This is a genomic window from Microbacterium schleiferi (genome assembly GCF_038150145.1).
Classification (GTDB): domain Bacteria; phylum Actinomycetota; class Actinomycetes; order Actinomycetales; family Microbacteriaceae; genus Microbacterium; species Microbacterium schleiferi_B.
In genome coordinates, this window is sequence record NZ_JBBWSA010000005.1 from 21,999 (window position 1) to 44,834 (window position 22,836).

Sequence of the window (22,836 nt, forward strand, 5' to 3'; positions counted from 1 at the left end):
GTCGCAAACCTCTGCACCTCTAGCTCAATCGGCAGAGCAACTGACTCTTAATCAGTGGGTTCAGGGTTCAAGTCCCTGGGGGTGCACCATCTTTTCTCCGCAGTCGCGTGTTCGTTCCGCGAAGGTCGTGCTGCCGCATCCGGCCGCCTCGCGTGAGAGTGCTCTCACATAGCGTTCGCATCGTGGGCGCCAAGGGTAGGTTTGTTAGCAGAGCAACACCTTCGCGGTATTCGGGTAACCGCGAAGATGGCGGCCCGGGTGAGAGTTTCTCCCCGGGCCGCATTTCTGTCCGCGAGCGAACCCGTCGGCAGGATGCCTCAGCCGGCGTCTCCGATGAGCACTGCGGCGCCTTCCTCTTGCGCATCGGCGACGTGACCGTCGATGCGGGTAAGCGCGCCGCGCCCGAGCAGGATGATCAGCCCCGACAGCAGTACCGCGACGGCCGCGACGTAGTACGGAACGCTCGCGGAGAACGCGTGCCATAGGAGTGCGGCCAGCGGGGGAGCCGCAGCGCCACCGAGAAAGCGCACGGCGGAGTACGCCGAGGATGCGACGGCTCGCGGGTGATCTGTGGCTTCCATGACCGACTCCGTGAGCACTGTGTTCATGACGCCCAGAAGCAGGCCGCCGATGACGATGCAGGTGACGAGCGCCGCCGCCGACGAGACGAGCAGCCCGGCGACCAGCAGGTCGACGGCAAGCAGCACCAGGACGATCTGCATGATCGTCGTGCGCGGCATCCGTCGTGCCAAAGCCGGCGCGACCCAGACGCTCGTGACCGCCAGCGCAACTCCCCACCCGAAGAAGGTCAGGCCGATGCCCATGGCACCGAACCCGAGGGGGAATGGCGAGAATGCGAGCAGGATGAAGAACCCGATGTTGTAGAACAGGGCAGCCGTTGCCAGCACGGCAAGGGCGGGGGTGCGCAGTGCGCGAATGGGCGCAGACAGTGGGATGGGAGCCCGGCGCTCGCCGGTCCCGCGAACGAGCACGGCGACCGCGATGAAGGCGATCGCCATGAGCACCACAACACCGAAGAACGGCCCGCGCCAGCTGACCTCACCGAGAAGACCGCCGAGGAGTGGCCCGATCGCGATTCCCAGACCGAGCGCCGCTTCGTAGAGGACGATCGCCGCGCCGCTCCCACCTGCGGCGGCCCCGACGATCGTCGCCAGGGCCGTCGAGATGAACAGGGCGTTGCCCAGCCCCCAGCCGGCGCGGAAACCGATGATCGCGTCGACGCTGCCGGACAGAGCCGACAGGAGAGAGAAGACCACGATGAGTCCGAGCCCCGTCATGAGCGTGGCCTTGGTGCCGATGCGGCTCGAAACCCAGCTGGTCACGAGCATCGCAAGCCCGGTGACCAGCAGATAGCTCGTGAACAGCAGCTCGGTTTCCACGGGCGTTGCGTCGAGCGAGGCGGCGATCGCCGGCAGGATCGGGTCGACCAGGCCGATCCCCATGAATGCGACAACGCAAGCGAACGCGACAGCCCAGACCTGAGCTGGCTGGCGCCAGACCGACGAGGCGGATGTCGGGGCGTGCGTGGATGCGGTCATTGGTTCAGTCCTGAGGTGTTGAGGGGCACATCGATCGTGCGCTCGCGCAGCAGCTGAGCGGTGCGCTCGAGCGCGGCACGGTCGTCGTCGGTGAGATCGGCGAAGAGGGGAGCGAGTGTCTCGCTCAGTTGCACCCGCCAGCGCGCAAGCTCTGCTCGTCCATCAGCGGTGATGCGCACCACGGTCGCCCGGGAGTCATCGGGATCGGGGGATCGGGTCACCAGCGCCTCATCCGCCATCTGGCCGATCAGCCGCGTCATCCCGGGCTGCGTCGTTCGCGCAGCCGAGGCGAGTTCGCCGATCCGAAGCGCACCCTCCCGCTCCAGGGTGGCAAGAGCGCGCCACTGCGCCGCGGGGGTGTCGTTTCCGGTGCGGTGTGCGGCGATGCGACTCAGCGAGTAGGCCGCGCTGATGATCGTTTCGATGGGGCCGGCGTCTGTCACGATCTCGACTATATACCTCATATATATAACTAAGGCATGTAATGCGGATCCGATCGCGAATCGGTAACGGATGCCGACATTCCGCCGCCACGACTTGCCCCTTGTTCGCCTGTCGCTTACTGTAGGTGCCACCTGAATCGGCTTTCAGGTATGCCCCCTTCCAACGGTGAAAGGCACGCAGATGCGGGTTACGAAGAAGTTGCTCCTGGGCACGGTGGTCGCCACCAGCGCCCTTGTTATGGCGGCCTGTGCGCCGCAAACCGGCGGCGACGCCGGCGGCGGCGAGACGGCTGGACCCTCAGAGGTCACTGTCGGCATCGTCTCGAGCGAAAGTGGACCGCTGGCCAGCTACGGCGAGCAGTACCTCTGCGGGTTCCGCGCCGGAATGTCGTACGCGACCGACGGGACCAACGAAATCAACGGCACGACCATCAACGTCGAATACCGCGACGACGCCGGTGATCCTGACAAGGCAGTGACCGCCGTGAAGGAACTCATCGGTGACGGCGTCAACATCATCGCGGGCACCGCATCATCGGGTGTTGCGCTCGCCGTCGCCGAGCAGGCGGCCCAGAACAAGGTGCTCTACATCTCCGGCCCCGCGGCTGCCGACGCGATCACCGGCATCAACGACTACACGTTCCGCTCGGGTCGCCAGAGCTCGCAGGATGTCGCGACCGCCGGAACCTTCCTCGACGACATTTCGGGCAAGACGGTGACCGTCTTCGCACAGGACACCGCGTTCGGGCAGGGCAACGTCGCGGCGGTCGAGACGATCCTCGGTGGCCAGGGCGCGACGGTCAACTCGGTGCTCGTTGCCGAGGACGTCACGGAGTTCACGCCGTTCGCACAGCAGGTGCTCGCCGGCAACCCCGACCTCGTGTTCGTCGCGTGGGCTGGGGCGACCTCGGGTGCGATGTGGCAGGCGATGAGCCAGCAGGGCGTGCTCGACGCGATTCCCGTGGTCACCGGGCTCGGTGACTCCGCCACGTTCGGCGCCTACGGTGAGGCATCCGAAAAGATCAACTTCCTGAACTACTACTTCCCGGGCGCCCCCGACAACGCCGTCAACACCGAGATGATCAGCCTGCTCGAAGAGGACGGCTGCACGCCCGACCTCTTCAGCCCCGACGGCTTCAACGCGGCACTCATGATCGTGCACGCGATCGATGAGGGTCAGGGCGATGTCGACGCGATGATCGCAGCCCTCGAGGGCTACTCCTTCGACGGTCCGAAGGGCACGCTGACGGTGCGCGCTGGCGACCACGCGCTGCTGCAGGAGATGTATCAGGTCAAGCTCGTCGCCGACGGCGGCAGCTTCGTTCCCGAGCTGATCGACACGGTGCCTGCCGACGCGGTAGCCCCCGCCGAAGCGCAGTAAGGCCCAGAACCAATGAGCACTCCGGTTCCGTCCGCGCCCGCGCAGCATCCGGCTCCCTCCGCCCTGCGGGTGGAGAAGCTGGGTCTGCAGATCGGCGGCGCGACGATTCTGAAGGATGTCGACCTCGATGTCGCCCCAGGTTCCCTGGTCGGCGTCATCGGGCCGAACGGCGCAGGCAAAACCACGCTGTTCAACGTCGTCTCCGGCATCATGACCCCCACAGCAGGTCGGGTCCTGATGAACGGCGAAGACATCACGAGGATGTCGGTGCCTGCCCGGGCGCGGGCGGGACTGGGGCGCACCTTCCAAACCTCGAGCCTGTTCCCCAAGCTGAGCGTGCTCGAGAACGTCCGGCTCGCCGCGCAGGTCGCGGTGGGGCGTGACTACTCCCTCTTCCACTTTCCATCGAAGAGCGGTGGCGCGAAGAAGGATGCCGCAACCCAGCGCGCCCTGCAGAATCTCGAAGAAGTGGGCCTGACCCACAAGCTCCTCACTCCGGCGGGAGACATCTCCCACGGCGACAAGCGCAAGCTCGAGATCGCGGTGCTCCTGGCCATGGATTCGAAGATCGTGCTGCTCGACGAGCCGATGGCTGGCGTCGCATCTGGCGATGTGGCGGGCCTCGTCGACAACATCCGCGAGCTGCAGGCGAGAACCGGATGCACGGTTCTCATGGTCGAACACCACATCGACGTACTGATGGGGCTCGTAGAAAAGGTGGCAGTGATGTACTTCGGCTCGATCATCGCGTTCGACTCACCCGCTGAGATCATGGCCAACCCGCTCGTGCAAAGCGCCTACCTGGGCAACGCCGCATGAGCGCCATCCTCGAAGTCAGCGACCTGCGCTGCTCGATCAGCGGCCAGCCGGTCGTCGAGAGCGTGACCTTCTCGGTCCCGGCCACCGGCATCACGGCGGTCCTCGGACGCAATGGTGTCGGCAAGACCTCGACGCTGCGCGGCATCCTGGGATTGATTCATCGCCGCGGCGAGGTGCGCCTTGCCGGAGAGCGGATCGACACGCTCCCCACCCATCGGATCGTCAAGCGGGGCGTCGGCTACGTTCCGGAAGACCGTGAGGTGTTCGCCAAGCTCACGGTCGCCGAAAATCTCGCCCTGGCCGAACGGCAGCGCAATCCGCGCCGTGAGTTCGTCGCCGAGCTCTTCCCCGACCTCGTGAACCGTCGCGACCAGATGGCCGGCACCCTCTCGGGCGGACAGCAGCAGATGGTCTCGGTCGCCCGCGCGCTCATGAACGACAACCAGCTGCTGCTGGTCGACGAACCGACCAAGGGGCTCGCCCCCAAGATCGTCACCGAGGTTGCAGACGCCCTCGAGGAGGCAGCAAAGACGGTGCCGATCCTGCTGGTGGAACAGAACCTCGAGGTCGTCAAACGACTCGCGCACGACGCGATAGTCATCGACAGCGGCCGCGTCGTCCACGTCGGGCCCGCCCGCGAGATCCTCGACGACGAGGAGCTCACCCAGCGACTGCTCGGTGTTCATGCCGAGCGGCCCGCGGATCCCAAGCCTGCACCGTCCTCGGAGGCCCACTCGTGAGCACCATCATCCTGACCCTGGTGACCGGTGTCGGTCTCGGGGCCCTCTACTTTCTCGTCGCCTCGGGCCTGAGTCTGATCTACGGCCTCATGCACGTGCTCAACTTCGCGCACGGGGCGTTCCTGACTCTGAGTGCTTTCCTCGGATGGATGGTCGCGCAGGCGCTCGGGACCGAGTCGTGGTGGTCGTTTCTCGTCTCGATCCTTGTCGGCGCTGCGGTCGGCGCTCTGTTTGCAACCCTGACCGAACTCGTGCTGATCCGCCCGCTCTATGAGCGACACATCGAGCAAGTGCTCGTCACGGTCGGACTCTCATTCGCCGCGGTCGCCCTGTTCGAAGGGGTGTGGGGCACCGACGCGATTCCGATCTCGGGTCCACCCTGGCTCAAGGAGACCACCGAGATCCTCGGAGCCCGGATCCCCAACGTGTACTGGATCCTGATGCTCGCCGCGGGGCTCGTGCTGGCAGCACTGGTGCTGTTCCTCCAGAAGACGCGGTACGGCATGATCATCCGCGCTGGCGTCGAGAACCGTTCGATGGTGACGGCTCTCGGAATCGACGTGCGGCGCTCCTTCACTCTCGTCTTCGCGATCGGCGGGGCAGCTGCCGGCATCGGCGGCGTGCTGGCGATGCACTACTCGACGTTCGTGTCAGCGCACCTCGGATCCACGCTGCTGATCTTCGCGTTCATCGTCACGGTCGTCGGTGGTCTCGGCTCGCTGACCGGGGCCGCAGTGGCATCCGTGCTGGTTGCCGTGTTGCAGCAGTTCGCGAACTTCTACCTCGGCGGCACCGGAGACTTCATCGTCGTCATCCTGCTGGCGGTCGTGCTGCTCGTGCGACCTTCTGGACTCCTCGGGAGGAAGGCATGAGCATCCGTCGATACTGGCCGGCGCTCGTCGGCGTCGGGCTCGTGATCTTCATGGCGGTGCTGCCGCTCCTGAACATCTCGATCCCCGGCATCCTGCCTACCCCCACCTACCAGCCGGGAACCCTGGCGCTGCTCTCGCTGTGCATGGTGTTCGCATCCCTCGCGCTGTCGTACAACCTGCTGCTGGGCACGTCCGGGATGCTGTCGTTCGGGCACGCGCTCTACTTCGGCGCCGGCGCGTATGGCCTCGGCATCGCGCTCGAGCACTTCGGGGTGCCGCTCTTTCCCGGCGTGTTCGCGGCCCTCATCGGCGGGATGATCATCGCCTTCGTCACGGGTGCTGTCGCGATGCGCGTCTCAGGGATTCCCTTCGCGATGGTCACGCTCGCTTTCGCTCAGGCAGGCTCCGTGCTCGTGCGTCGCAACTCCGCGATCACCGGCGGTGAGGAGGGTCTGAGCCTGAACACCGACCAGGTCCCGGACTTCCTCGTCGGCGTGATCAACACGCGAAACCTGTACTGGTTCGCCCTGGCGGTGCTGGTGATCGTGTACCTGGTGACGCTCTGGGTCGACACCTCTCGCCTCGGGCACCTCGCCCGGGCCACCCGCGAGAACGAGCAGCGGGTGCGGGTCCTGGGCCTTCGGCCCTACCGGGTGCGACTCATCGTCTTCGTGATCGCCGCGGTGCTCGCGAGCCTTGCCGGGGTGGCGTACATGCTGCTGCAGTCGGGAACGGTGCCGCGGTCCGTCTCCGCCGATCTCACCATCACCGTGCTGGTCATGGTCGTCCTCGGCGGGGTCGGATTCCGGTGGGGTGCGATCGTCGGGGGAGTGCTGTACACCCTGCTCGATCAGCGGCTCACGGTCCTCGCCGGGTCCGAGGCCATCGAGTCGCTCCCGGATTTCCTGCGCATTCCGCTGTCGGAGCCGCTGTTCCTGCTCGGTGCGCTGTTCATCATCGTGGTGATGTTCCTCCCCGGGGGCATCGCCGGCACGATCGATGGCTGGTGGCGTCGTCGTCACGGCGAACGTCACGTGCGCGATAGTCTGCGGAGCATCGACGACGCGGAGGCAGATGCCGATGCGGTCGGTGCCTCGGAGGTTCGAGCGTGAGCAACGACGTACAAGACGAGTCGCACACGATCGGCCGGTGGCTGGTCGAGCGCGCCGCGCACACACCGCATCGTGTTGCGATCGACGATCGCGGGGTGACGATCACCTACGGCGAGCTGGCCGACCGGGCGCGAGAACTCGCCGAGAGCCTCGCAGGAGCGGGCTTCGGCCCGGGAACGCGCATCGCAACGCTCGTGGGAAACTCCATCGACCACGTCGTGCTCTTCTTCGGATGCGCGCTTGTCGGTGTCGCGTTCGTTCCGCTCTCGTGGCGTCAGAGCACGCGTGAGCTCGTCGACACGCTCGGCCGCAGCGACCCCCAGCTGCTGGTGGTCGATGACGAGTTCGCCGCGTCCGCGGCCGACGCCATCCGTGAACTGGCGGAGCCTCCGCTGGTTGCCGCCCTGGGGACTGCCGGCATTGAGCGCGCCGTCCCCCCGGCGCGCGACCCGCGGCCAGCCCGCGCGGTCCGCGACGATGACCCTTTGCTGATCGTGTTCACGTCGGGGAGCGAAGCTGCGCCCAAGGGCGTCATCCTCACCCACGCCAACTGCTTCTGGAACAACCTGGCCCTCGGGCGCGCGCTGCCACTGGGTGAGGGGGATGTCGTTCTCACCGTCTTGCCGCAGTTCCACGTTGCGGCGTGGAACTGCCAGCCGCTGCTCGCGTGGTGGGGCGGCGCGACTGTCGTGCTGGAGCGTTCGTTCGACACCGAGCGCGTGCTGCAGCTCATCCGAGAGCGCCGGGTCACCGCGATGATGGGCGTTCCGACGCAGTATGCGATGCTCGCCGAATCCCGAGGGTGGGACGCCAGCGATCTGTCGTCGATCCGCCTCGCGCTCGTGGGTGGAGCCACCCTACCCAGCGCGGTTCGAGACGCGTGGCACGCCCGCGGCGTTGAGCTGGTCCAGGGTTACGGACTCACCGAAGCAGGCCCCAATGTGCTGCACTGCCCGACCGGCAGCGCCGGCGGCCACGAGGGCGCGGTGGGGCGACCGTATCCTCACGTCAGCGTCCAGGTCGTCGACCCCCACACGCTGCTTCCGCTCCGCGGGGACGCGACGGGGGAGCTCTGGGTCCGAGGACCGAGCGTGTTCGCGGGCTACCTCGGTGACCCGGATGCCACCGCGCGGGCCATGCACGGCGACTGGTTGCGCACCGGCGATCTCGTCCACCGCGACCGAGACGGCGTCTTCACCGTCGTCGACCGGCTCAAAGACATCTTCATCTCCGGCGGCGAGAACGTCGCCCCCGCCGAGGTCGAGCACGCGCTGTGTCTGCACCCTCTGGTGAGCGGCGCAGCCGTGGTCGGCGTCCCCGATCCGGTGTGGGGCGAACGGGGCGTCGCCTTCGTCACGATTCGCGCGGGAGCGGTCATTTCTCGCGACGAGATCCTCGCGCACGCCCGGCGCACCCTTGCGGCCTTCAAAGTCCCCATTGCCGTCGAGGTCGTCGAACGACTGCCCCGATCCTCGATCGACAAGTTGGCGAGGTCGCGGCTGCGTGAGCGTGCCAGAGCGACCGTGGCATCGACTCAGGAGGTGTCGCATGAGCGTTCCCATTGAGGACGAGGACGTCACGCCGGTCTCGTCGGCGACAGGCCGGCCGTTGACCAAGCGGGGCGAGGCCACGCGGAGCCGGCTGCTCGAGGCGGCCGAGACGGTGTTCGCCGATCAGGGGTACCACGAGGCATCCATCGTCAAGATCACCGAGCGCGCCGGTATCGGGCTCGGAACGTTCTATCTGTACTTCGACAGCAAGCAGACGATCTTCGAAGCACTCGTGATCGATCTGAACCGGCGGGTACGGCACTCGATGTCGGAGGCGATGGCAGGAGCGTCGAGCCGTCTTGAAGCCGAACGCGCGGGGTTTGCCGGGTTCTTCCGCTTCACTGCGGCGCATCCCGCGTTGTACCGGGTTGTGCGCGAGGCAGAGTTCGTCTCACCCGACACTCTGCGACTGCATTACACGCGCATCGTCGAGGGGTATGAGGCGGGGCTCCGTGCCGCCCAGGGAAGCGGGGATGTCGATCGCGCGCTCGATCCCGAGGTCACGGCGTGGGCGCTCATGGGCATGGGAGAGCTCATCGGCATGCGGTTCCTGCTCTGGGAACGGGATGCCGAGGGCAGGCCGCCTGCCGAGCTGGACCCCGCCGTGATGGCGTCGATGTCGACGCTCATCGACAACGCGCTCGCTCCCCGAGCGGAACCGAAGAAGGAGGAGCCTCGATGACCGAGAACGACCTTGCGGGGCGACGCGCCCTGGTCACCGGCGGCGCGAGCGGCATCGGTTTCGCATGCGCGACAGAGTTCGCCTCTCGGGGCGCAAGTGTCGTCGTTGCCGACCTCAACGCGGACGCCGCTCACGCGGCTGCCGAACAGATCGGCGGCGAAGCCTGGGTCGTCGACCTCTCCGAGACCGAAGCGCTCGATGACCTGAGCCTCGAGGTCGACATCCTGGTCAACAATGCCGGCATCCAGCGGGTGAGTCCCATCGCCGAGTTCGACCCGGCGACCTACCGGATGATGATGCGCCTCATGCTCGAATCGCCGTTCCTGCTGGTGCGTGCCGCGCTGCCGCACATGTACGCGAACGGATGGGGCAGGGTCGTCAACATCTCCAGCGCCCACGGGCTGCGCGCCAGTCCCTACAAGGTCGCCTACGTCGCGGCAAAGCACGGCCTGGAGGGACTGTCGAAGGTGACAGCGCTTGAGGGCGGCCCGCACGGTGTCACCAGCAACTGCATCAACCCGGCCTATGTGCGAACCCCGCTCGTCGAGAAGCAGATCGCCGACCAGGCGAAGGTGCACGGTATCCCCGAAGACGAGGTCGTCGAGAAGATCATGCTCACCGAGACCGCCGTCAAGCGTCTCGTGGAGTCTGACGAAGTTGCATCCCTGGCCGGCTGGCTCGTCTCAGACAAGGCCGGGATGGTCACTGGCGCCTCCTACACGATGGACGGCGGGTGGACCGCACGATGAGCGCGCACACCTATCGCACTGTCGACGTCGTCGTCCCCGGGGGTGACCTGCACGTTGGTGTCTGGGATCCGGTGGCCCCGCAGACCGGCCAGGTGCTGCTGGTCCACGGCGTCACCTCGTCGCACCTGGCCTGGCCGTTCGTCGTCGAGGAGCTTCCCGGGATTCGCGCGATCGCGCCAGACCTTCGTGGGCGCGGACGCAGCAACGAGGTAGCCGGGCCAGCTGGGCTTGCTGCGCACGCGGACGACCTGGCCGCTGTGCTCGATCACCTCGGCATTGAGAAAATCCCGGTCGTCGGGCATTCGATGGGCGCTTTCGTGTCTGTCGTGTTCGCTCACCGGCATCCGTCGCGGGTCGAAAGCCTGCTTCTTGTCGATGGTGGGTTGCCCCTCGACGTTCCACCGGGGTTGGATGCGGATGCCGTCGTCGCGCATGTCCTCGGCCCCACCGCGGCGCGCCTGTCGATGCGGTTCGGATCCATCGATGACTATCTCGAGTTCTGGCGGCCCCACCCCGCCTTCGCGCAGGCGTGGTCGCCCGAACTCGAGAGCTACTTCGCCTACGACCTCGTCGATGACGGGTCCGGGATGCTGCGACCGGCCACAAGCTACGAGACGATGGTCGACGACACCATCGACATGAACACGGGGTCTTCGTTGCCGGACGCACTCGCCGATCTGCAGCATCCGACAACCCTTATCACGGTGCCGCGGGGATTGCAGGGTGAGGAGCCGGGGCTGTACGCACCGGAGTACCTCGAGGGGGTCCTCGCGACGTATCCGAGCATCGAGCACACGCGGCTCGATGACCTCAACCACTACACGATCGTGATGAGTGAGCAGGGTGCGCGCGTCGTCGGTGAGGCGGTGCGTTCGGTGCTCGCCCAGCCGCGCAGCGTTGCGTGACCAGCACCGCCGCGCAGCGTTGCGTGACGTCGTGGATCGATCACTGGCGGCCGCGTGCTGACTCGAAGGCGAATCGGCGGTTGCGTGCAGCAGCAAGGACTCGTCCGATTGCCTTTATCACCTCGATGGCGAGGAAGCACGCAAGGGCATATCCAATCGCGGTCGCCCATTGCGCGAGGCTTAGCGGGACGGAGCCGAACCACGCATGGAACGGTGGCAGGTAGGTGTATCCCGTCTGGAGTGCGGCAAGTATGGCGATGGAGATCCAAATCGCGTGATTCCCGGTGAGTGCACGCAGGGTGAAGCTCGATCGGCGTAGGAGGCGAACGTTGAACAACACGGCCACCTGAGCGACCACGAGTACTGTCACTGCTTCGGCGCGCGCCGTCTCGAGGTCAGCACCGCGAGCGAGTTCGGCGAAGAAGGCAATGATCGTCGCGGCTGATACCACAATGCCCATTCCCGCGAGCATGAGCAGCTTTCCTGAGAGGATCGACTCGCCGGCGGACCGGGGTCGTCGTTTCATCGTTCCGGGCTCGACTGGTTCGTAGGCGAAGGCGAGAGAAAGGGTAACGGCGGTAACGAGGTTCACCCAGAGAATCTGAGTGGGCTGCAGAGGGTCGGGGAAGCCAACCACGACGGCGGTGAAGACGACCAGGGCTTGCCCGAGTGTCGTGGCGAGGATGAAGACCACGGACTTGCGCAGGTTGTCGTAGACGCGTCTGCCTTCGCGTACGGCTCGCTCGATGGTGGCGAAGTTGTCATCGGCGAGGACGATATCGGAGGCGTCTTTGGCGGCTTCTGTTCCCTTCATTCCCATGGCGACGCCGACGTCGGCTCGGCTCAGCGCGGGAGCGTCGTTGACTCCGTCACCGGTCATCGCGACCACGCCACCGCGGGACTGGAGTGCAGCGACGATGCGCAGTTTGTGTTCTGGGCTGGTACGCGCGTACACGTCGACGTCCGCGACGACATCCCGCAGCTGTACGTCGTCCATCCCGTCGATCTCGGCCCCGGTCAGCACTGTCGCGCCGTCGTCGACGACCCCCATCTCGGCGGCGATGGCATGCGCGGTGCGGGCGTGGTCACCGGTGATCATCTTCACGCTCACGCCGGCCTCCTGGCATTCGGCGATCGCGGCCGTCGCTTCGGGTCGTGGCGGGTCGGCGATGGCGACGATGCCCAGCAGCACCAGTCCGCGAAGATCCTCAGACTCGACGGTCAGGACATCCGGTGACACGTCACGACGAGCTGCGGCGAGGACCCGCATTCCCTGCGCGGTGTACTCGTCGACGAGCGCCTGCCACCGGTCGTGCTCCACCGGGTCCTTCCCTCCGTCGGTGGCTCGCTGGTGCTCGCAAAGGGTGAGCAGACGGTCGGGCGCACCCTTGACGAAGATGACTTGCCTTCCCGCGATCGATCGGTTGAGGGTGGCCATGTACTTCACGCTGGCTTCGAACGGGATCTCGTCCTGGCGCGCGAAGTCGGAGGCGTCGATGCCAGCCTTGCGACCCAGGGTGATCAGTGCGCCTTCGGTGGGATCCCCCACGACCCGCCACCCGGCGGTCTCTGTGTGGTCGAGCCGCGCGTCGTTGCACAGGGTGAGCGCGAGCGCCAATTCGCGCAGATCCGGCATACCCGCGGAATCCAGGTCGCCGTTTCGCAGGATCGCTCCCGTGGGATCGTAGCCTTCGCCGGTGACCGTGTACCGGGCGGCCGCGGTGGTGGCGGCCCTCACGGTCATCTCGTTCTTGGTCAGCGTGCCGGTCTTGTCGGAGCAGATTACGGTGACCGACCCGAGGGTCTCTACCGCAGCCAGTCGGCGGGTGATCGCCCGCTGTGCAGCCATCTGCCGCACGCCCAGTGCAAGGGTGATCGTCACTACCGCCGGCAGCCCCTCCGGCACCGCGGCCACCGCAAATGCGATGGCGGACGATAGTAGCAACTCCGGGGAGTTCCCGTGCAGGATCGATCCGAGCGCGACCATCACGACGACCAGCACGAGCACGGTGACCGTCAGCTGACGTCCGAGCCGGTTGATCGAGCGGATGAGCGGGGTGTCCGTGCGCTCGACATCGCGAACCAGCTGCTGGATACGGCCGAGTTCAGTACGGATTCCGGTCGCGGTGACCACGGCCACAGCTCGTCCGGCGACCACGATCGATCCGGCGTGTAGCATATTGTGCCGGTCGCCGAGGGCGGCATCGTGCGGCACAGTGTCGGTGTGTTTGGCCGCAGGAACCGCTTCGCCCGTCAGCGCAGCCTCATCTGCCCGCACATCACGCGCTTCGACCAGCCTTGCGTCCGCGGGCGCTCGATCGCCGGCGTGGACTCGAATGATATCGCCGATGACCAGCGTGGCAGCGTCGATGTCGTGCCAGCTGCCATCTCGCCGCACGGTGGCGTGCGGCGAGAGCATCTTGCGGATTCCGCGCAGGGCCTTCTCGGCTTGCCCCTCCTGGACGAACCCGATGATCGCGTTGATAAGTGCGACCGCGAGGATCACCGACGCGTCGATATAGTCACGCGACGCGAGCTTGATCACCGCAGCCGCAAGCAGAACGTAGATGATTGCGTTGTTGAACTGCGCCAGGAACCGCAAGACCGGATGCGTCGGCGACGGTTCTGGCAGACTGTTCGGCCCGAAGTGCGCATGGCGCCGGTCTACCTCCCCCGAGGCGAGCCCCGCACGAGTCGTTTCGAGTCCCTCGAGCACGACACCGGCAGGGTGACCATGGGGATCGTTCGGCGAACCCGATGCCGCGGCCGGGTGATGGGTGAGTTCAGCCGGTGTCCGTCCCCGCGGCGCATGAGGCTCCCGAGACCCTTCGCGGCTCACAGCGGACATTTGATTCTGCTCCCGTCACTCCTCGTCCGGGCGTTCCTTCCACCGTGCCAAACCAGGCGGACGTGAGGTAGGGCCCATGGTCCCCGCCGATGGGACCTCCGCCCCTACCCGAGTGGCGCCCGGCAGGGGATGCTGCGATCAGCAGATCCGGGGCGCGACAGCGCCAACCGGACTCCGGGCCCGAACAAAGGAGTACGAGATGCAGGAGAAGATCATCGTCGGGGTGACGGATGCTGCGGTATCGCGCCGCGCCGTCGACTGGGCCACCGAGCGGGCGACGATCAGGGGCGACCGGCTCGAACTGGTGTCGATCGTCGGCGGTGCCGCCGGTGTCATCGGTGAAGGCAACATCATCGATCATGCGCTCGAGCTGACACAGAACATGCTGGATGAAGAGGCCGAGCGTGTGCGTGCACGTGGCGTGCCCGCCCGGACACGTGTCGCACGCGGCAAGCCGGTCGAACAGCTCATCGAAGCCTCGAAGGATGCCGCGCTGCTGGTCATCGGTAGCGACTACCGCGGCCCGCTATCAGGGCCGGCTCGAGGTCCGCACGGGATCCGCATCACCGCCGCCGCACAGTGCCCCGTGGTCGTCGTGCCCGACCTCGACCTCACTGGCCGGTCCGGGGTGATCGTTGGCGTCGATGGGTCAGACGTTTCCGAGCTCGCTATCGCCTTCGCCGCCGTCGAAGCAGACCGATCCGGAGAACCGCTCACCGCGGTGAGCAGCTGGTCTCCGGTGGCGCTTCCCCTCTACGTTCGGTCATACCCTGACGACTACCTCCAGATCATGCAGAAGCTCACCGAGGAAGCGCTCGCGATTTCGATCGCCGGTATTCCGCAGCTGTATCCCGACCTGGACGTGCGCCGCGTGGTCGAGAGGAGTGATAGTCCGGACACGCTGATCAATCGACTCGCCTCGCAAGCTCGCCTTACCGTCATCGGGTCACATGGCTACGGCCGAGTTGCGCGTTTCCTGCTCGGATCCACCAGCCAGCAGGTACTCGCCCGCCTCGCCACGGTGACAGTCGTCGTACGGTGAACAGACCGCGCTGGAGGCGCAGGTCAATCCGGAGGTCGCCTGAGCGCGGCTGACAGCGCCTGTTGCGGCAGCCCGGGCGGTCTCAGCCCCGGGATGCCGCGACGCGTGTCGTCAGCTGGTGCGCGTGGGCCAGCAGGATGCGGCCGAGCTCGGGGAGCCGGTCGGGTCCGAATCGGAACTCGACTCCCGTGAGACTCAACGCCCACTGCGGGTGCCCTTCGCGTGTGAAAACAGCGGCCCCGACGCCGAAGCTTCCTTCGACGATCAGGCCCGGGTTGACGGCGTACCCGCGCTCGTGCGTCTCGCGCAGACGGCCCCGAAGCCGCGTCGGGGCGTGAGCGGCACCCCACCGCTCCGGGAGCTCAGGATGCCGCTCGAAGTATGCGTCCACATCGTGGTCTGGAAGGAAGGAGAGGATCGCGAGCCCCGCCGACGCGACGCCCAGGGGAAAGCGCACACCCTCGGACAGTACGAAGGATCGGATGGGAAAGCTCCCCTCCTCGCGCAACAGACACACTGTCTCGTCGCCGCGTCGCACCGAGAGGAAGGCGCTTTCTTCGGTGCGGACGGCGAGCGAGCGCACGATGTCGCGAGCGAGGCTCGTGATGTCGTACCGGGATGCTGCGGCCGTACCCATCAGGTAGAGCTCGGGCCCCGGCATCCAGGTGCCGAGTGCTTCGTCCTGGTCGACGAGCCCCTCGTGGCGCAGCGCCGTGAGGAGTCGGTGGGTCGTCGGGCGGGTGAGATCCGCCCGACGGGCCAGCTCCGAAACGGTGAGGCCCGCAGCGCCTCCTGCCGACACCAAGCGCAGCAGAGATGCCGCGCGCGCGATTGCCTGCGCGCCCGGTACGGAGGGAGGGCTGTCCATGATGTGGACGGTAGTCGTGGTGATGTCCACATCGCAAGCGGATGCTGGCGTCGGCGGGCGCCAGGCGGAGACGATGGTGGTGCGGCGAGCCATTCATGATGCGCCCCGCACCCGAACCGGCAGACCGAAGGAGTTCATCCGTGATCGACAAGACGTGGGAGTCGCCGGCCGCAGCCGTGGCCGACATCCCCGACGGCGCTACCCTCGCCGTCGGCGGGTTCGGACTGTCGGGCAACCCGATGGCATTGATCGAGGCGCTGCACGCGCGCGGCGTCGGCGACCTGTCGATCGTGTCCAACAACTGCGGGGTGGATGACTGGGGCCTGGGCATCCTGCTCGCCGACAAGCGCATCCGCAAGATGATCTCGTCGTACGTGGGCGAGAACAAGGAGTTCGAGCGGCAGTTCCTCTCTGGCGAACTCGAGCTCGAGTTGACGCCGCAGGGCACGCTCGCCGAGAAGCTCCGCGCGGGCGGCGCCGGGATCGCCGCCTTCTACACGCAGACCGGCGTGGGGACCCAGGTAGCCGAGGGTGGATTGCCTCGGCGCTATGACGGGTCAGGCGGCGTGGCCGTCGCTTCGCCGGTGAAGGATGTCCGCACCTTCGAGGTGTCGGGGCGCGAGCGTGAGTATGTGCTCGAGGAAGCGATCGTCACCGACTACGCCCTCGTCCACGCGCTGCGTGGTGACCGTCACGGCAACCTCGTCTTCAACAAGGCAGCTCGAAACTTCAACCCCCTCGCGGCGATGGCCGGCCGCATCTGCATCGTGCAGGTCGAGGAGCTGGTCGAGCCGGGCCAGATCGACCCGGATGCCGTGCACCTGCCCGGCGTGTACGTTCACCGCATCGTCGAGGTCGGTTCCGACATCGAAAAGCGCATCGAGCGACGCACCGTCTCGGTGACCCCGGAAGGAGCCTGAGATGGCACTCACCCGCAATGAGATGGCTGCCCGCGCCGCCCAGGAGCTCGCCGACGGCGCCTACGTCAATCTGGGGATCGGACTGCCGACCCTCGTGCCCAACTACGTTCCCGACGGCGTCACCGTCGTGCTGCAATCCGAGAACGGCATCCTGGGCGTCGGGCCCTACCCGCAGGAAGATGATGTCGACCCCGACCTCATCAACGCCGGGAAAGAGACGGTGACGACCCTGCCGGGCGCCGCGTTCTTCGATTCCGCGACGAGCTTCGGCATGATCCGTGGCGGCAAGATCGATGCCGCCATCCTCGGTGCGATGCAGGTGTCGGCCTCCGGAGATCTTGCCAACTGGATGATCCCCGGAAAGATGGTCAAGGGCCCCGGCGGCGCGATGGATCTCGTGCACGGTGCAGCGAAGGTGATCGTCCTCATGGAGCACGTCGCCAAAGATGGCACGCCGAAGATCGTCAACGACTGTTCGCTGCCGCTGACGGGCAAAGGCGTCGTCGACCGCATCATCACCGACCTCGCGGTTCTCGACGTGACACCCGAGGGCCTCGTCCTCGTCGAGCTCGCGCCGGGCGTCAGCGTTGCGGATGTCGCGGCTGCGACAGAGCCCGAGATCACCGTTTCGAGCAACCTTAAGGTGGAGGCATGAACCACGAGGATGTCGTCATCGTCGGTGCCGCGCGCACCCCGCAGGGCCGGTTGAAGGGGCAGCTGTCATCGCTGCCGTCCACGGCGCTCGGCAGCATCGCGATCCGCGGCGCGCTTGAGAAAGCCGGGATCAGCCCCGAGGCCGTCGATGCGGTTCTGGTCGGGCAGGTGCTGCCCGCGGGCGCGGGTCAGAACCCCGCGCGCCAGGCCGCGATCGGCGCCGGCATCGGCTGGGATGTGCACGCATCCTCGATCAACAAGGTGTGCCTGTCGGGACTGACCGCTGTCATCGATGCCGCCCGCATGGTGCGCCTCGGCGATGCCCGGGTCGTCGTAGCGGCGGGGATGGAGTCGATGTCGCAGGCACCGCACCTGCTCATGGGCTCGCGCGAGGGCTGGTCGTACGGATCGATCGAGGTGCTCGACCACATGGCTCACGACGGCCTCACCGACGCCTTCGACCGTGAGAGCATGGGCGGCTCCACCGAGCGCCACAACGCCCGTTACGAGGTCACGCGCGAAGACCAGGATGCCGTCGCCGCTCGCTCTCACCAACGCGCGGCAGCCGCGTGGGAAGCGGACGTATTCGCCGACGAGATCGTTCCGGTGGAGATTCCGCAGCGCAAGGGCGAACCGAAGCTGGTCACCCGCGACGAGGGCATCCGCCCCGAGACGACTGTCGACACCCTCGCGGGGCTTCGTCCGGCGTTCTCGAAGGACGGCACGATCACGGCGGGCAACTCGTCACAGATCTCCGATGGCGCGTCGGCAGTGATCGTCACGAGCCGAGCGCACGCGGACGAGAACGGGTGGCCGGTCCTTGCCGTCCTCGGGTCGGCGGGTCAGGTCGCGGGCCCCGACAACACCCTTCACGCCCAGCCCGCGCGGGCGATCCTCGCCGCCTGCGAGCGGGAGGGGATCGCCGCCGCCGATCTGGACTTCGTCGAGATCAACGAAGCGTTCGGTGCCGTGGTTGCGCGCTCGCAGGCAGAACTCGGACTTCCCGACGACGTCGTCAACATCCACGGCGGCGGCATCGCTATCGGTCACCCGATCGGGGCCTCGGGCAATCGACTTGTGGTTCATGCCGTCCACGAGCTGCTGCATCGCGGGAGCGGCACGGCAGCTGTCGCGCTGTGCGGTGGCGGTGGCCAGGGTGACGCGCTGATCCTCAAGCGCTGAGCGAACCCTGTCACGCAACCAACGCCGACATGCGATGAGCGGATGCCGCAGTTTCGGCATCCGCTCGGTCGTTCCCGCGGCTAGTCTTCGAGGCGTCGCGCGGCGGGGGAGTCGGCCGGAACGGGCTTTCCCTGGTCGATGCGACGCATGTCGACGATCGCGCCGATCGCCAGAGCAACGGTGATGCCCCAGTTGATCCACGCCAGCGCGGTACGCCAGGTGAAGGTGTCCTCCCGGAGCGCGCGAAGGAGCGAGAAGCCTGAGATGACTGCTCCGATGATGCCGGTGCCAAAGAGGTACTTGCCCATGCGAACCACGCTACACATCAGCTCGCCGCTGTCCACCCCCGGGGGTCAACCCGGCGAAGCGACTAGCCTGGAAGTGCCCGCGTCCGCCATTGTGAAGGAGCTCGCGTGTCGCAAGCTGATTTCGTCGTCGTAGCCAACCGCCTCCCTGTGGACCGTGATGACGACGGCGGATGGCGGCGTTCTCCCGGTGGTCTGGTCACAGCGCTCGAGCCCGTGATGCGCAAGACCGAGGGTGCCTGGGTCGGGTGGGCCGGCAAGCCGGGGCTCGAACTGGAACCCTTCGACTTCGAAGGCACACATCTCGTCCCCATTACTCTCAGCGCCGACGAGGTGCAGAACTACTACGAGGGGTTCTCGAACGACACGATCTGGCCGCTGTATCACGACGTGATCGCCGCGCCGCGGTATCGCCGCGTGTGGTGGGATGCCTACGTCGACGTCAACCGACGGTTCGCTGAAGCTTCGGCCACCGCAGCCGCCGAGGGCGCGACGGTCTGGGTTCAGGACTACCAGCTGCAACTCGTGCCGGCGATGCTGCGCCGGATGCGTCCCGACCTCACGATCGGCTACTTCCATCACATCCCGTTCCCGGCATACGGCCTGTTTTCGCAGCTGCCGTGGCGTCGACAGGTCATCGAAGGACTCCTCGGCGCGGATGTCGTCGGGTTCCAGCGGGTGGCGGATGCCGGCAACTTCGCCCGGGCCGTCAGGCGCCAGTTCCACTACACGACCAAGGCCTCGGGCATCACGGTTCCCCTCGAGGACGGCAGTACGCGAAACGTCCTCGCGAAGGCGTACCCGATCTCGATCGACGCGGAGTCGTACATCGAGCTCGCGCAGCGCCCCGACATCCAAGCCCGTGCCAAGGAGATCCGCGAGAGCCTCGGCAACCCCAAGACCGTGATGCTCGGGGTCGACCGGCTCGACTACACCAAGGGCATCCGACACCGCCTCAAGGCGTTCGGTGAGCTCCTCGAAGACGGCAGACTCAGCGTCGAAGACGCGACCCTCGTGCAGGTCGCAAGCCCCAGCCGCGAACGGGTGGAGGCCTACATCCAACTGCGCGACGAGATCGAACTGACGGTCGGGCGCATCAATGGCGACTTCGACACGATGGACCACACCGCCATCCGGTACCTGCACCAGGCCTTCCCGCGCGAAGAGATGGTCGCGCTGTACCTGGCCGCCGACGTCATGCTCGTGACGGCGCTGCGCGACGGTATGAACCTCGTCGCGAAGGAATATGTCGCCAGCCGCATCGACAACCGCGGGGTGCTGCTGCTGAGCGAGTTCGCCGGGGCTGCCGACGAGTTGGGGTCGGCGATCCGCATCAACCCCCACGACATCGACGGTATGAAGGATGCCATCATGCGCGCCGTCGAGATGCCGGGGACCGAACAGGGCCGCCGGATGCGCACGCTTCGCCGCCGCGTGCTCGATCACGACGTGAGCGACTGGTCCAAGTCCTTCCTCGAGGCTCTCGCGGCGGCGAAGCGCTAACCGCGAGTTGTCCTTCCCCCATGCGAGTTGTCCTTCCTGACCGCGAGTTGTCCCTCCCTCACGCGAGTTGTCCTTCCTGACCGCGAGTTGTCCCGCCCGATCACCCGAACGGAAAGAACCGAGATGACGAATCCCGACGCCAATCCCGTCTCCGACGCCCTCCCCGCCCCGGTGCTCGAAGCCCTCTCATCCGTCGCGGGTGTCCCGACCCTGCTGGTCGCCCTCGATTTCGACGGCACACTCTCGCCGCACGTGGAGGACCCGATGACAGCGCGGATGCTGCCCGCGGCCCGTGACGCGGTCCATGCGCTGGCCGCGCTGCCGAACACGGTGGTAGCCCTCGTGTCGGGGCGCAGCCTCGTCGACCTGCGGATCATTGCCGAGCACACGGATGACTCACCGATCACTCTCGCTGCCTCCCACGGTGCTGAATACTGGTTCCCCGGCGAGGGGCCGGTTGAGCCCGCCGAGGATGACGCCGAGCGCGGTCTCCGCGATCTGCTGCGCGCCCGCGCCGAAGAGATCGCCTCGGACTACGAGGGCGTGTGGATCGAGCCGAAGACCTTCGGGTTCGGTGTTCACACCCGCAACGCAACTGAGGAGGCGGGGGAGAAGGCAGCAGCCGCCGTGGATGAGATGGTCGCTTCCGCAGCCCCCGACTGGCGTCGCCGGACCGGCAAGAAGATCGTCGAGTACGCCTTCCGGCACGAGGGGAAAGACAGCGCCATCGCGAACCTCCGCGAGCGGGTTCACGCCGACGCCGTGCTGTTCGCCGGTGACGACACGACCGACGAGGATGCCTTGCGCAGCCTGCAGTCGCAGGATCTCGGCATCCACGTGGGCGACGGCGAGACGGCGGCTCGAGTGAGCGTGCCCGACATCCCCGCGATGGCCGCCACCCTGGCCGAGCTCGCGGATCAGCGGCGCCACGCGCAGGAATAGACTTCGTGCATGGCCCCGCACGACAGCACCATTGACATCAAACCTCGGAGCCGGGTCGTCACCGACGGCATCGAAGCCACCACCTCCCGCGGAATGCTCCGCGCGGTCGGTATGGGTGACGAGGACTGGGACAAGCCCCAGATCGGCATCGCCTCGAGCTGGAACGAGATCACCCCCTGCAACCTGAGCCTGGACCGCCTCGCTCAGGGCGCGAAAGAGGGTGTGCACTCCGGTGGCGGGTACCCGCTCCAATTCGGCACCATCTCCGTCTCTGACGGCATCTCTATGGGGCACGAGGGAATGCACTTCTCTCTCGTGAGCCGTGAGGTCATCGCCGACTCCGTCGAGACCGTCGTCATGGCCGAGCGCCTCGATGGCACAGTGCTGCTGGCGGGCTGCGACAAGTCCATCCCCGGGATGCTGATGGCAAGCGCCCGCCTCGACCTGTCGAGCGTCTTCCTCTACGCCGGCTCGATCGCGCCCGGGTGGGTCAAGCTCTCGGACGGCACCGAGAAGGACATCACGATCATCGACTCGTTCGAGGGTGTCGGCGCGTGCCTGTCGGGCCGGATGAGTGAGGCCGACCTCAAGCGCATCGAGTGCGCCTTCGCGCCCGGCGAGGGTGCGTGCGGTGGCATGTACACCGCCAACACGATGGCATCCGTCGCTGAGGCGCTGGGGCTCAGCCTTCCCGGCTCTGCCGCCCCGCCGTCAGCCGACCGCCGGCGCGACGCGTTCGCCCACCGCTCGGGCGAGGCAGTCGTGAACCTGCTGAAGCTCGGGATCACGACGCGCGACATCCTCACCAAGGAGGCTTTCGAGAACGCGATCGCTCTCGCGATGGCTCTCGGGGGTTCGACCAACGTCGTGCTGCACCTGCTGGCGATCGCGCGCGAGGCTGATGTCGACATCACCCTGCACGACTTCAACCGCATCGGCGACAAGGTTCCGCACGTCGCAGACATGAAGCCGTTCGGGAAGTACGTCATGAACGACGTCGACCGCCACGGCGGCATCCCGGTGGTCATGAAGGCGATGCTCGACGAAGGACTGCTGCACGGCGACGCGCTCACCGTGACCGGCAAGACCCTCGCCGAAAACCTCGCCGACTTGAACCCCGACCCGGTGGATGGCACCGTCATCCACGGGTTCAACAACCCGATTCACGAGACCGGTGGCATCACGATCCTGCACGGCTCGATGGCCCCCGAGGGTGCGGTCGTGAAGTCCGCGGGCTTCGACAGCGACGTCTTCGAAGGCCCCGCACGCGTGTTCGAGCGTGAGCGGGCCGCCATGGATGCGCTCGAGGCCGGGGAGATCTCGGCCGGCGACGTCGTCGTCATCCGGTACGAGGGCCCGAAGGGCGGCCCCGGCATGCGGGAGATGCTCGCGATCACAGCTGCCATCAAGGGCGCTGGGCTCGGAAAAGATGTACTACTCTTGACAGACGGCAGATTCTCGGGCGGCACAACCGGCCTGTGCATCGGCCACATAGCACCCGAAGCGGTCGACGCAGGTCCGATCGCCTTCGTGCGCGATGGTGATCTGATACGGGTCGATATCGCAGCTCGCTCCCTCGACCTACTCGTCGACGAGGCTGAGCTGAGTTCCCGCCGGCAGGGCTGGGAGCCGCTTCCTCCGCGCTATACCCGTGGCGTCCTCGCCAAGTACACGCGACTCGTGCGTTCGGCATCCGAAGGCGCGACGACGAACTAGGCGTTCCTCTCTCGCAACTCTCGACATCCATCGCAAGGAATCAT

General features: G+C 66.7%; 21 protein-coding genes and 1 tRNA gene. 17 read left to right on the forward strand and 5 right to left on the reverse strand.

The window, feature by feature from the left end; translation table 11 throughout:
* Window positions 1-13 precede the first annotated feature (13 nt).
* Window positions 14-89: transfer RNA gene (locus AADH62_RS06535), tRNA-Lys, on the forward strand.
* A gap of 228 nt (window positions 90-317) precedes the next feature.
* Here the strand turns inward: AADH62_RS06535 and AADH62_RS06540 are convergent.
* Window positions 318-1,559 carry an MFS transporter gene (locus tag AADH62_RS06540; RefSeq protein ID WP_341578785.1) on the reverse strand — a complete coding sequence of 414 codons (1,242 nt, stop codon included), beginning with the start codon at window positions 1,557-1,559 and terminating at the stop codon, window positions 318-320.
* On the reverse strand, window positions 1,556-2,002 hold the full coding sequence (locus AADH62_RS06545) for a MarR family winged helix-turn-helix transcriptional regulator (RefSeq protein WP_341578786.1): 447 nt from the start codon (window positions 2,000-2,002) through the stop codon (window positions 1,556-1,558). Before AADH62_RS06545 ends, AADH62_RS06540 begins: the two co-directional genes overlap by 4 nt.
* A gap of 181 nt (window positions 2,003-2,183) precedes the next feature.
* On the opposite strand from AADH62_RS06545, the gene AADH62_RS06550 reads away from it, so the two are divergent.
* The 9 genes from AADH62_RS06550 to AADH62_RS06590 are packed head-to-tail and all read left to right on the forward strand — an operon-like array spanning window position 2,184 to window position 10,812.
* Window positions 2,184-3,383, forward strand: a complete 1,200-nt coding sequence (locus AADH62_RS06550) for a substrate-binding domain-containing protein (RefSeq protein ID WP_341578945.1) — start codon at window positions 2,184-2,186, stop codon at window positions 3,381-3,383.
* Window positions 3,384-3,395: 12 nt separating this feature from the next.
* Window positions 3,396-4,202 (forward strand): ABC transporter ATP-binding protein, encoded by an 807-nt coding sequence (locus AADH62_RS06555; protein ID WP_341578787.1) that lies wholly within the window; start codon window positions 3,396-3,398, stop codon window positions 4,200-4,202.
* Window positions 4,199-4,942: an ABC transporter ATP-binding protein gene (locus tag AADH62_RS06560; protein ID WP_292729721.1), complete on the forward strand. Its 744-nt coding sequence runs from the start codon at window positions 4,199-4,201 to the stop codon at window positions 4,940-4,942. The genes AADH62_RS06555 and AADH62_RS06560 overlap by 4 nt, the downstream gene beginning before the upstream one ends.
* Window positions 4,939-5,814 (forward strand): branched-chain amino acid ABC transporter permease, encoded by an 876-nt coding sequence (locus tag AADH62_RS06565; RefSeq protein WP_228178065.1) that lies wholly within the window; start codon window positions 4,939-4,941, stop codon window positions 5,812-5,814. Before AADH62_RS06560 ends, AADH62_RS06565 begins: the two co-directional genes overlap by 4 nt.
* Window positions 5,811-6,926, forward strand: coding sequence for a branched-chain amino acid ABC transporter permease (locus tag AADH62_RS06570; protein WP_292729726.1), 1,116 nt, complete (start codon window positions 5,811-5,813; stop codon window positions 6,924-6,926). Before AADH62_RS06565 ends, AADH62_RS06570 begins: the two co-directional genes overlap by 4 nt.
* On the forward strand, window positions 6,923-8,491 hold the full coding sequence (locus AADH62_RS06575) for a class I adenylate-forming enzyme family protein (RefSeq protein WP_341578788.1): 1,569 nt from the start codon (window positions 6,923-6,925) through the stop codon (window positions 8,489-8,491). The genes AADH62_RS06570 and AADH62_RS06575 overlap by 4 nt, the downstream gene beginning before the upstream one ends.
* The gene (locus AADH62_RS06580; RefSeq protein WP_292729732.1) at window positions 8,475-9,158 is read left to right on the forward strand and encodes a TetR/AcrR family transcriptional regulator; all 684 of its coding nucleotides are present in this window, start codon (window positions 8,475-8,477) and stop codon (window positions 9,156-9,158) included. The genes AADH62_RS06575 and AADH62_RS06580 overlap by 17 nt, the downstream gene beginning before the upstream one ends.
* The gene (locus AADH62_RS06585) at window positions 9,155-9,907 is read left to right on the forward strand and encodes a 3-hydroxybutyrate dehydrogenase (protein ID WP_292733491.1); all 753 of its coding nucleotides are present in this window, start codon (window positions 9,155-9,157) and stop codon (window positions 9,905-9,907) included. The genes AADH62_RS06580 and AADH62_RS06585 overlap by 4 nt, the downstream gene beginning before the upstream one ends.
* The gene (locus tag AADH62_RS06590; RefSeq protein ID WP_292729738.1) at window positions 9,904-10,812 is read left to right on the forward strand and encodes an alpha/beta fold hydrolase; all 909 of its coding nucleotides are present in this window, start codon (window positions 9,904-9,906) and stop codon (window positions 10,810-10,812) included. Before AADH62_RS06585 ends, AADH62_RS06590 begins: the two co-directional genes overlap by 4 nt.
* Before the next feature lie 40 nt (window positions 10,813-10,852).
* Here the strand turns inward: AADH62_RS06590 and AADH62_RS06595 are convergent, their stop codons facing one another.
* Window positions 10,853-13,660, reverse strand: a complete 2,808-nt coding sequence (locus tag AADH62_RS06595) for an HAD-IC family P-type ATPase (protein WP_341578789.1) — start codon at window positions 13,658-13,660, stop codon at window positions 10,853-10,855.
* Between the two features lie 199 nt (window positions 13,661-13,859).
* On the opposite strand from AADH62_RS06595, the gene AADH62_RS06600 reads away from it, so the two are divergent.
* A complete protein-coding gene (locus tag AADH62_RS06600) occupies window positions 13,860-14,702 on the forward strand; it encodes a universal stress protein (protein ID WP_292729744.1) in 843 nt (280 codons plus the stop codon).
* 82 nt (window positions 14,703-14,784) lie between these two features.
* Here AADH62_RS06600 and AADH62_RS06605 read toward each other — a convergent pair whose 3' ends face one another.
* Window positions 14,785-15,570, reverse strand: a complete 786-nt coding sequence (locus tag AADH62_RS06605; RefSeq protein ID WP_292729747.1) for an IclR family transcriptional regulator — start codon at window positions 15,568-15,570, stop codon at window positions 14,785-14,787.
* Between the two features lie 140 nt (window positions 15,571-15,710).
* Here AADH62_RS06605 and AADH62_RS06610 point away from each other — a divergent pair, with 140 nt between their 5' ends.
* From AADH62_RS06610 to AADH62_RS06620, 3 genes are read left to right on the forward strand one after another with little or no spacing between them, the layout of a single operon-like run.
* A complete protein-coding gene (locus AADH62_RS06610) occupies window positions 15,711-16,490 on the forward strand; it encodes a CoA transferase subunit A (RefSeq protein ID WP_292729750.1) in 780 nt (259 codons plus the stop codon).
* Window position 16,491: 1 nt separating this feature from the next.
* Window positions 16,492-17,145 (forward strand): CoA transferase subunit B, encoded by a 654-nt coding sequence (locus tag AADH62_RS06615; protein WP_341578790.1) that lies wholly within the window; start codon window positions 16,492-16,494, stop codon window positions 17,143-17,145.
* Window positions 17,142-18,326 (forward strand): acetyl-CoA C-acetyltransferase, encoded by a 1,185-nt coding sequence (locus AADH62_RS06620; RefSeq protein WP_341578791.1) that lies wholly within the window; start codon window positions 17,142-17,144, stop codon window positions 18,324-18,326. The genes AADH62_RS06615 and AADH62_RS06620 overlap by 4 nt, the downstream gene beginning before the upstream one ends.
* A gap of 80 nt (window positions 18,327-18,406) precedes the next feature.
* Here the strand turns inward: AADH62_RS06620 and AADH62_RS06625 are convergent, their stop codons facing one another.
* A complete protein-coding gene (locus AADH62_RS06625) occupies window positions 18,407-18,634 on the reverse strand; it encodes a hypothetical protein (RefSeq protein WP_228178077.1) in 228 nt (75 codons plus the stop codon).
* 105 nt (window positions 18,635-18,739) lie between these two features.
* Between AADH62_RS06625 and AADH62_RS06630 the strand changes: the two genes are divergently transcribed.
* The 3 genes from AADH62_RS06630 to ilvD all read left to right on the forward strand — a co-directional run bounded on the left by AADH62_RS06630 (window position 18,740) and on the right by ilvD (window position 22,792).
* Window positions 18,740-20,134: an alpha,alpha-trehalose-phosphate synthase (UDP-forming) gene (locus AADH62_RS06630; protein WP_228178078.1), complete on the forward strand. Its 1,395-nt coding sequence runs from the start codon at window positions 18,740-18,742 to the stop codon at window positions 20,132-20,134.
* Window positions 20,135-20,257: 123 nt separating this feature from the next.
* Entirely contained in the window at window positions 20,258-21,076 is an 819-nt protein-coding gene (gene otsB, locus AADH62_RS06635; RefSeq protein ID WP_228178079.1) for a trehalose-phosphatase, read from the forward strand.
* 9 nt (window positions 21,077-21,085) lie between these two features.
* Window positions 21,086-22,792, forward strand: coding sequence for a dihydroxy-acid dehydratase (gene ilvD, locus AADH62_RS06640; protein ID WP_228178080.1), 1,707 nt, complete (start codon window positions 21,086-21,088; stop codon window positions 22,790-22,792).
* Window positions 22,793-22,836 lie beyond the last annotated feature (44 nt).

Coding starts and splice junctions, on each gene's coding strand:
- AADH62_RS06615 (WP_341578790.1), top strand. CDS start 16,492: ATGGCACTCACCCGCAATGAGATGGCTGCCCGCGCCGCCCAGGAGCTC.
- AADH62_RS06620 (WP_341578791.1), top strand. CDS start 17,142: ATGAACCACGAGGATGTCGTCATCGTCGGTGCCGCGCGCACCCCGCAG.
- AADH62_RS06570 (WP_292729726.1), top strand. CDS start 5,811: ATGAGCATCCGTCGATACTGGCCGGCGCTCGTCGGCGTCGGGCTCGTG.
- AADH62_RS06605 (WP_292729747.1), bottom strand. CDS start 15,570: ATGGACAGCCCTCCCTCCGTACCGGGCGCGCAGGCAATCGCGCGCGCG.
- AADH62_RS06600 (WP_292729744.1), top strand. CDS start 13,860: ATGCAGGAGAAGATCATCGTCGGGGTGACGGATGCTGCGGTATCGCGC.
- AADH62_RS06595 (WP_341578789.1), bottom strand. CDS start 13,660: ATGTCCGCTGTGAGCCGCGAAGGGTCTCGGGAGCCTCATGCGCCGCGG.
- AADH62_RS06625 (WP_228178077.1), bottom strand. CDS start 18,634: ATGGGCAAGTACCTCTTTGGCACCGGCATCATCGGAGCAGTCATCTCA.
- AADH62_RS06555 (WP_341578787.1), top strand. CDS start 3,396: ATGAGCACTCCGGTTCCGTCCGCGCCCGCGCAGCATCCGGCTCCCTCC.
- ilvD (WP_228178080.1), top strand. CDS start 21,086: ATGGCCCCGCACGACAGCACCATTGACATCAAACCTCGGAGCCGGGTC.
- AADH62_RS06580 (WP_292729732.1), top strand. CDS start 8,475: ATGAGCGTTCCCATTGAGGACGAGGACGTCACGCCGGTCTCGTCGGCG.
- AADH62_RS06550 (WP_341578945.1), top strand. CDS start 2,184: ATGCGGGTTACGAAGAAGTTGCTCCTGGGCACGGTGGTCGCCACCAGC.
- AADH62_RS06560 (WP_292729721.1), top strand. CDS start 4,199: ATGAGCGCCATCCTCGAAGTCAGCGACCTGCGCTGCTCGATCAGCGGC.
- AADH62_RS06540 (WP_341578785.1), bottom strand. CDS start 1,559: ATGACCGCATCCACGCACGCCCCGACATCCGCCTCGTCGGTCTGGCGC.
- AADH62_RS06585 (WP_292733491.1), top strand. CDS start 9,155: ATGACCGAGAACGACCTTGCGGGGCGACGCGCCCTGGTCACCGGCGGC.
- otsB (WP_228178079.1), top strand. CDS start 20,258: ATGACGAATCCCGACGCCAATCCCGTCTCCGACGCCCTCCCCGCCCCG.
- AADH62_RS06590 (WP_292729738.1), top strand. CDS start 9,904: ATGAGCGCGCACACCTATCGCACTGTCGACGTCGTCGTCCCCGGGGGT.